Source organism: Aeromonas bivalvium (assembly GCF_000819765.1).
Lineage (GTDB): Bacteria > Pseudomonadota > Gammaproteobacteria > Enterobacterales > Aeromonadaceae > Aeromonas > Aeromonas bivalvium.
On sequence record NZ_CDBT01000021.1, the window covers coordinates 1 to 8,310 of the forward strand.

6 protein-coding genes and 1 pseudogene are annotated in these 8,310 nt (G+C 66.6%); 6 read left to right on the forward strand and 1 reads right to left on the reverse strand.

Annotated features, from left to right (window positions below):
• From BN1119_RS08635 to BN1119_RS08660, 6 genes and pseudogenes are all read left to right on the forward strand, one after another.
• Positions 1-829 (forward strand): annotated as a pseudogene (locus BN1119_RS08635) ((2Fe-2S)-binding protein); the annotation flags it as partial.
• Positions 822-2,150 (forward strand): glycerol-3-phosphate dehydrogenase subunit GlpB, encoded by a 1,329-nt coding sequence (gene glpB, locus BN1119_RS08640; RefSeq protein WP_041996663.1) that lies wholly within the window; start codon positions 822-824, stop codon positions 2,148-2,150. The pseudogene BN1119_RS08635 and the gene glpB, both read left to right, overlap by 8 nt.
• Positions 2,150-3,352 (forward strand): anaerobic glycerol-3-phosphate dehydrogenase subunit GlpC, encoded by a 1,203-nt coding sequence (gene glpC, locus BN1119_RS08645; protein ID WP_041996677.1) that lies wholly within the window; start codon positions 2,150-2,152, stop codon positions 3,350-3,352. Before glpB ends, glpC begins: the two co-directional genes overlap by 1 nt.
• A gap of 209 nt (positions 3,353-3,561) precedes the next feature.
• Positions 3,562-4,476 (forward strand): D-alanyl-D-alanine endopeptidase, encoded by a 915-nt coding sequence (gene pbpG, locus BN1119_RS08650; protein WP_041996667.1) that lies wholly within the window; start codon positions 3,562-3,564, stop codon positions 4,474-4,476.
• Positions 4,477-4,914: 438 nt separating this feature from the next.
• Positions 4,915-6,201, forward strand: a complete 1,287-nt coding sequence (locus BN1119_RS08655; RefSeq protein ID WP_342027773.1) for a D-amino acid dehydrogenase — start codon at positions 4,915-4,917, stop codon at positions 6,199-6,201.
• 157 nt (positions 6,202-6,358) lie between these two features.
• Positions 6,359-7,630: a DUF2254 domain-containing protein gene (locus tag BN1119_RS08660; RefSeq protein ID WP_041996673.1), complete on the forward strand. Its 1,272-nt coding sequence runs from the start codon at positions 6,359-6,361 to the stop codon at positions 7,628-7,630.
• A 9-nt stretch (positions 7,631-7,639) separates the two neighbouring features.
• On the opposite strand, the gene BN1119_RS08665 is transcribed toward BN1119_RS08660, so the two are convergent.
• Positions 7,640-8,310: CBS domain-containing protein (locus BN1119_RS08665; RefSeq protein WP_041996675.1), on the reverse strand; the 671-nt coding region annotated here is incomplete at its 5' end.

Consider the following 8,310-nt stretch of genomic DNA (forward strand, 5'->3'; position numbering starts at 1 on the left):
ACCCCGGGGGAGGTCGAGGTGCTGCTGCGCGAGGGGATCAAGCTGGCACCCGCCATGGCCAGGGCCCGCCTGCTGCGCGCCTATGCCGGGGTGCGTCCCCTGGTGGCGGTGGATGACGACCCCTCGGGGCGTAACATCAGCCGCGGCATAGTGCTGCTCGATCACGCAAGCCGGGATGGCATGGAGGGGCTCATCACCATCACGGGGGGCAAGCTGATGACCTATCGGCTGATGGCCGAAATGGCCACGGATATGGTTGCCCGCAAGCTTGGCAACGACAAGCCCTGTCGCACCGCCCAGCTCCCCCTGCCCGGCTCCCAGGATCCCGAACGTCACCCGGCTCCCGGCCTGTCGAGGCCGGTCAAGGGGACGGCCGAATCCCGCCATGGCGAACGGGTCATCGCCTTCTTTCAAGACAACCCCAGGGCCAATGCCCTCATCTGCGAATGCGAGATGGTGACGGCCGGAGAGATAGGCTACGCCCTGCGCGAACTGGCGGTGGACAACCTGGTGGATCTGCGTCGCCGCACCCGCCTCGGCATGGGGCCCTGCCAGGGGGAGCTGTGCGCCTATCGCGCCGCCGGCCTGATGCACGAATACGGCAAGGCCGATGGCCAGGGCGCCTGCCAGATGCTGCGCGATTTCCTGGAGGAGCGTTTCCAGGGGGTGCGGCCCGTGCTCTGGGGCGATGCCCTGCGAGAGACCGAATTTACCCACTGGATTTATCAGGGCCTGTGCGGCCTGGCCCCTGAGATGGCGCCGGCGCCCAGGTCCGAAGACGCCCCCTTGTCCCCCAGCGAGACCTATCAAGGAGCATCCGCATGAGATTCGATACCCTCATCATTGGCGGCGGCATGGCGGGCCTGTGCGCCGGGCTGCGCCTCGCCGAGGCGGGCCAGAAGACCCTGATCATGGCCTCGGGCCAGAGCGCACTGCACTTCTCCTCCGGCTCGGTGGACCTGCTCGAGGGGGAGGGTGACCCCTACGCCGCCCTCCCCGCCTTCCTGGCCGCCAACCCGGCGCACCCCTACGCCAAGGTGGGGACTGCCAACATAGCGGCGAGCCTGGCCGATCTGCAGCGCCACTGCGCCGCCCAGGGTCTTCCCCTCTATCACGAGCAGCACAACCACCTGCGGCTCACCCCCCTCGGCACCCTGAAAGCCACCTGGCTCTCCCCCCGCAGCAGCGCCTGCATCGGTGCGGCGCCCGCCCCCTCCGCCATCATGCTGGCCACCCTGGCGGGCTTTCGCGACTTTCACCCCGCCCTGGCGGCGGCCAATCTGGCACGCCATCCCCGCCTGGCCCACAGCCGCCTGCTGACGGGGGAGATAGACCTGCCCCAGCTCGGCACCTTCGGCCGCAATCCCCACGAGTGCCGCTCCGCGGATCTGGCCCGGCTGTTCGATCGGCAAGACGCCAAGGGAGAGGCACTGCTGGCCGCCCTGGCCCAGGAGATCCGCCGCCTGCTGCGCGAGCATCAGGCACCGGCTGACTGCCAGCTGGTGCTGCCCGCCTGCCTCTCCCAGGGGCTGGTCGGGTCGCGGCTCGCCGAGCTCGAGGGCCAGTGCGGCTGCACCCTTCGCGAGGTCGCCACCCTGCCCCCCTCCCTCATCGGCATGCGGATGCAGGAGGCGCTCACCCGCCGCTTCGTGGCTCTGGGGGGCACCTTCCTCACCAGTGAACGGGTATTGGGAGCCAGGGTGGCAGGAGACAGGGTGATCGGCGTACACAGCCAGAACGGGGACGATCTCCTGTTCGAGGCGGATCACTTCGTGCTCGCCAGCGGCAGCTTCTTCAGCCGTGGCCTGACCTCGCGCCTTGGCGGCATTGACGAACCCATCTTCGGGGCCGATGTGCTGAGCCTGGCGGATCGCGATGCCTGGGCCGGACGCCGCCTGTTTGGCGCTCACCCCTTCATGGGATTCGGGGTCAAGACCGATGCCCAGCTGCGGGTACTGCGTGGTGGCAAGGCCCTCGCCAACCTCTACGGCGCCGGCAGCGTACTGGCGCACTATGACCCCATCGCGGAGGGATCCGGCTCCGGGGTGGCGGTCGCCACCGGCTGGCAGGTCGCTGGCCACATACTGGCCCGGATGGGGGGATCCCCGTCCGACTCGGCCGCTCATCAGCTCGCCCGGGAGGCATCATGATGCCGCTAGACCATGCCAACCACTCCTTCGATCAGTGCATCAAGTGCACCGTCTGCACCGTCTACTGCCCGGTGGCAAAGGCCAATCCCGCCTATCCAGGCCCCAAGCAGGCCGGCCCGGACGGCGAGCGGCTGCGCATCAAGGATCCGGACCTCTATGACGAGGCGCTCAAGCATTGCACCAACTGCAAGCGCTGCGAGGTAGCCTGCCCAAGCGGGGTCCCCATCGGCGACATCATCGCCCGGGCCAAGCACCAGTACGGCGGTATCAAGCCGGGTGTGCGCGAGTTCGTGCTCTCTCACACCGACCTGATGGGCAGCATGTCCACCCTGATGGCCCCCCTGGTCAACTTCACCACAGGCCTTAAACCCGTGAAACGGGTGCTGGACAAGGCGCTGGGGGTCTCCTCCCACCGCGACCTGCCCAAGTACTCCCAGGGTACCTTCCGCGGCTGGTACAAGCACCAGCAAGCCACCCAGGCCAGCTATGGCCGCCAGGTGGCCTACTTCCACGGCTGCTATGTGAACTACAACCACCCTCAGCTCGGCAAGGAGCTGGTGCGGGTGCTCAACGCCATGAACATCGGCGTGCAACTGCTGGCACGGGAGAAGTGCTGCGGCGTGCCGCTCATTGCCAACGGCTTCATGGACAAGGCAAAGCGTCAGGCCGCCTTCAACATCCAGCAGATGGAGGGCACCCTGCTCGGCAACGAGATGCCGCTGCTGGCCACCTCCTCCACCTGCGGCTTCACCCTGAGAGACGAGTACCCTCACCTGCTGGGCCAAGACAATCGCAAGGTGCGGGATCGCATCTCCCTGGTCACCCGCTTCCTGTGGAACGAGTTCAACAAGGGCAACCTGCCCGCCATGAAGCCGCTGGACTTGCACATCGCCTACCACACCCCCTGCCACCTGGAGAAGATGGGGGGCGTCATCTACACACTCGAGCTGCTGCGCGCCATTCCCGGGGTCAGGGTGAGCGTGCTGGCGTCCCAGTGCTGCGGCATCGCCGGCACCTATGGCTTCAAGTCGGAGAACTACCAGACCAGCCAGGCCATCGGCGAGGGACTGTTTGATCAGATAAACCGCCTGAAACCCGACCTCGTCATCACCGACTGCGAGACCTGCAAGTGGCAGATAGAGATGAGCACCCCCTTTCGCTGCGAGCACCCCGTCCATCTGCTGGCGCAAGCCCTGGCCTGACCATGGCCGCCCCCCCAGCCGCGGGGGGCATCTGCCCTCTCTTGCGCTGTTTTTCAACAAGATAGGTGTCAGGCGAGCATCGAACTGACCCCGCTTGCCCCGGGGTCAACTTATATTTAATCACTTCAAGGCACTGGGGATTGCGGCGCGTCAGAACCCGACATATAACTGAGAGGTTGATTTCGGTTTTTTTCACGCGGTAAACCATCATGATGCTACCTTCCCTTGCCAGAATGCTGCTCGGTGCCTTGCTTCTTCCCGTCAGTCTGGGTGCCTTCGCCACTCCTTTTCTCAACCCCCCCTCGGCCCAGTCCGCTCAGCAAAAGGGATTTCTCGAGCGACGCGATGATCCCACCCTGAGCTCGGCCGCCTTCGTCATTGCCAATCCCCGTACCGGGGAGATCCTCTCCGAGCGCAACGGCAATCGGGTCATGCCCATCGCCTCCATCACCAAGCTGATGACGGCCCTGGTGGTGCTCGATGCCAACCAGCGCATGAACGAGATGATCACGGTGAGCAAGGCCGATATCGACCGCATCAAGGGCACGGGCTCGCGCCTGGCCATCGGCTCGCGCCTGAGCCGGGCCGAGATGCTGCATATCTCCCTGATGGCCTCGGAGAACCGCGCCGCCTCCTCCCTCGCCCGCTATTACCCGGGGGGCCAGCGCGCCTTTATTGCCGCCATGAATGCCAAGGCCCGCATGCTCGGCATGTGGCACACCCGTTTTGCCGACAGCACAGGTCTCAACCCGCGCAACGTCTCCACCGCCCATGACCTGGCCAAACTGGTGGCGGCGGCCTCCGCCTACCCCCTCATCCGCCAGTACACCTCGGCCCAGCAGCATTATGTGCGCACCGGCAAGCGCCAGCTCCACTATCGCAACTCCAACCGCCTGGTACACGATGCCAACTGGCAGGTGCTGCTCTCCAAGACCGGCTATATCCGCGAGGCGGGTCGCTGCCTGGTGATGGAGGCGAGGATCAACCGCGAGCCCATGATCATGGTGCTGCTCAACGCCGACACCTCGGGGGCCAGGGTCGCCGATGCCCAGCGCGTCAGGAGCTGGCTGGAGAGCGGCAACCGCACCACCCTGGCCCGTACCACCGTCTTCAACAAGCAGTAAGTCGACTCCGGACGTGCCTGCCTTGCCAGAAAAAAGCCCCGACCGGGGCTTTTTTCTTGTCCGGGCCAGATAAGAGCGGGCGTCGTCCCCTGACTCCTGACAACCATGGCTTGTCTCCCCCTCCTTTCAGCCCGCCTGCGGCATGAAATGACTCATTCAAACCTCTTCTTGTCCCATCGGCGAGGACCAAGGGGACAGGCAGCTATTGAGCAGGTCATTCATAGCAAGAAAATGGCAACACGATATGTCGCAACATTAATACCATGACGCATAACAAACCAGCAAACTATGTAAAGTTAGCGATATATCATATTTTTTTGATGCAACATTTGCCGATTGCGCTGCCAGTGATAACGTGAGTGCCAGCCGGTCACCCTGGGGACCGGTCTTGGTGGAAACGGCCACCCCGCCCCGATGCGGACGCCGTGATCCCTGACATTGACAGCGCGCAGCGAATACAAGGATGGTGCGATGAAGATAGTGGTTCTGGGAGGTGGCGTCATTGGGGTGACCAGCGCCTGGTATCTGGCCAAAGCAGGCCACGAGGTGACCCTGCTCGAACGCCGCAGCGGGGTGGCGCTTGAGACCAGCCACGGCAACGCGGGGCAGATCTCCCCCGGCTATGCGGCCCCCTGGGCGGCCCCCGGCATTCCCCTCAAGGCGGCCAAGTGGTTGCTGCAAAAACATGCCCCCTTCACGGTGCGCCCCACCTCGGATCCCTTCCAGCTGCGCTGGATGCTGAAGATGTTCGCCAACTGTACCCCGGCGGCCTATGCCACCAACAAGGGGCGCATGGTGCGTCTGGCCGAATACAGCCGCGACTGCATGAAGACCCTCAGAGACGATCTGGCCCTGGACTACGAGGGGCGCCAGCTCGGCACCCTGCAGCTGTTTCGAAGCCAGGCCCAGCTCGAGGCGAGCAAGCGGGACATCGCCGTGCTCGAGGAGTACGGCGTTCCCTATGAATCGCTCGATGCCAGCGGCTGCGAGGCGGCAGAGCCTGCCCTGGCACGGGTACGCGGCAAGGTGGTGGGCGGGCTGCGCCTGCCCGGAGACGAGACGGGGGACTGCTATCGCTTCACCCGCGCCCTGGCCGCCGAGGCCGAGCGGCTCGGGGTAACGTTCGTGTTCGACTGCCCCCTCGACGAGATCGAGGTGCAGGGAGGACGCGCGGTGGCGGTGCGCGCTGGCGAGCAGCGCTGGCAGGCCGATGCCATCGTCTGCGCCCTGGGCAGCTATGCCACCGGCTTCCTGCGCCCCCTCGGCCTGGATCTGCCTGTCTACCCGGTCAAGGGCTACTCCCTGACCCTACCGATGACCAATGGCGACGCGGCCCCCCGCAGCACCGTGCTGGATGAAACCTACAAGGTGGCCATCACCCGTTTCGACGAGCGGATCCGGGTCGGCGGCATGGCCGAGCTGAGCGGCTTCAACCTGGCGCTCAACCCCAGACGCCACGACACCCTGGCCATGGTAGTACGCGACCTCTTCCCCGAGGGGGGCGATCTCGCCCGGGCCGAGTTCTGGACCGGTCTGCGCCCCATGACGCCGGACGGCACCCCCCTGGTGGGGCCAAGCCCCATCCCGGGTCTGTGGCTCAACACAGGCCACGGTACCCTGGGCTGGACCATGGCGGCGGGCTCAGGGCAGCTGCTCAGCGATCTCATCGGCGGCCAGACCCCGGCCATCAGCGACGAGGGGCTGACCCTGGCGCGCTATGCCTGAGCCATGGGTCCCGTCGGGACAGCAAGAGGAGCGGCCCCGGCCGCTCCTCTTCGTTGAGCCCGGCGGGGCCGCTCACGGGTCAGGGCCCCTCGAGGTGATTGCGGCGCCGCCCGGAACACCCTAGGCTGGGGTGTCCCCATGCGCCTCAGGAGTGCCCATGTCATTAATCCCCTCCCGCGATCGGATCCGCTTTCTGCTCAACCGCCTGCGCGAGCGGCTCTGGGTCAAACCCCTGGCCATCTGCCTGCTCTCCATCCTGGGCGCCCTGGCCGCCAGGCTCGCCGACCACGCGGGGATAGGCCGCTTCCTGCCCGCCATCACCAGCGAGGCACTGCTCGCCCTGCTCTCCATCATGGCCGCCAGCATGCTGGGGATCGCCACCTTCGCCGTGGCCTCCATGGTGGCGGCCTACGCCTCCGCCAGCAGCGCCGCCACCCCTCGCAGCGTCACCCTGGTGATCGCCGATGACGTGTCGCAAAATGCCCTCTCCACCTTCATCGGCGCCTTCATCTTCAGCGTGGTCGCCCTGACGGGAGTCAAGAATGGCTACTTCGAGCTGGCGGGCCGTTTCACCCTGTTCCTGCTCACCTTGATGGTGCTGGCCATCGTCATCCTGATGTTCGTGCACTGGGTGGATCGCATCGCCCGCCTGGGGCGCCTGGGCACCACGGTCAACCGGGTGGAGCAGGTGACCCATGACGCCCTGCTGCTGCGCCGCCTCTCCCCCACACTGGGAGCCCACGCCGCCGATGGCACCCCGACCGGGGGCCTGCCGCTGGCGAGCCCCGAGGTCGGTTATGTGCAACAGATTGACATGGCGCGCCTCCAGGCCCTGGCCGCCGAGATGGATACCCGGGTGCAGATCCTGGCCCTGCCAGGCACCCTGGTGGCGCCGGGTCAGGATCTCGCCCTGCTCCACGGCTGCCCTGAGCCGGCCAGGCTGGACAGGGCGCGACTGGCCAGCGCCTTCCAGATAGGGCGGGAGCGATTGTTCGACGAGGATCCCCGCTTCGGCCTGGTGGTGCTCGCCGAGATAGCCGGGCGCGCCCTCTCCCCCGCCGTCAACGATCCCGGCACCGCCATCGGCATACTGGGCACCCTGGTGCGCCTGTTCGTGATGTGGGACGCCCCCCTGCCACAGGCGCAACGGGACGAGGATGCCCTCCTCTACGACAGGATCGGCGTGCCGCCGCTGGCCATGGCCGATCTGTTCGATGATGCCTTCACCGCCATCGCCCGGGACGGCGCCGCCACCGTAGAGGTGGCCCTGCGGCTGCAAAAATCCCTGCAGGCGCTGACCCACGGCAGCCCGGCCATGGCCGAGGCGGCGCGCCACCATGGCAGGCTGGCCCTGGCCCGCTGCGAGCTGGCCATGAGCCTGGAGGCGGACAAGGCGCTGATCCGGGCCCAGGCCCCCTCGACCGACTGAGGGCGCGGCTCAGGGGAGATCGGTCTCAGGATCCGGGCGCAGCGCCAGGTTGAACAGGGCTGCCACCATGTCGGACTGGGTGATGATGCCCACCAGCTGAGACCCTTCCACCACGGGCATGTGGTGCAGGCCGCCGTCGGAGAAGGCCGCCACCAGATCGTAAAGGGGCTGATAGCGCCGCGCCGTCTGCACCTCCCGGGTCATCAGATCCGCCACCGTCAGACTCGCCAGCGCCCCCGCCGCCCTGGGCTCGGCCAGGGCGGCGTCGACCAGCAGATCGTGCAAGGTGATGATGCCCGCCAGTTCCCCCGCCCCATTCACCACGGGCAGGGCCTTGATCTGGTGGTGGGAGAGGCGTTGCCACGCCGTCAGGGCGGGATCCTCTGGCCCGGCCACCACCAGATCCCGTGACATCACGTCCTGCACCAGCACAGTGCCCACTCGCCCCAGCAGGGCGTGCTGCTGCGCCTCTTGCAACAGATCCCGCAGATCCCCGCGGCTGATGTCGAGCAGCTCCCCGTGTTTGTTCAAGGCAAAGTCGATGTCACTGGCCTGGGTGGCCAGCCGCTCGCTCGGCTGGGGATCCCGGGTCTGGTGTGGATGGAGCGCCGCCCTGCCCGTGTTGGGGTAACGTCGCCCCAGCAGCCGGTTGTAGAGCAGGGCCATGGCCAGCAGCAGGA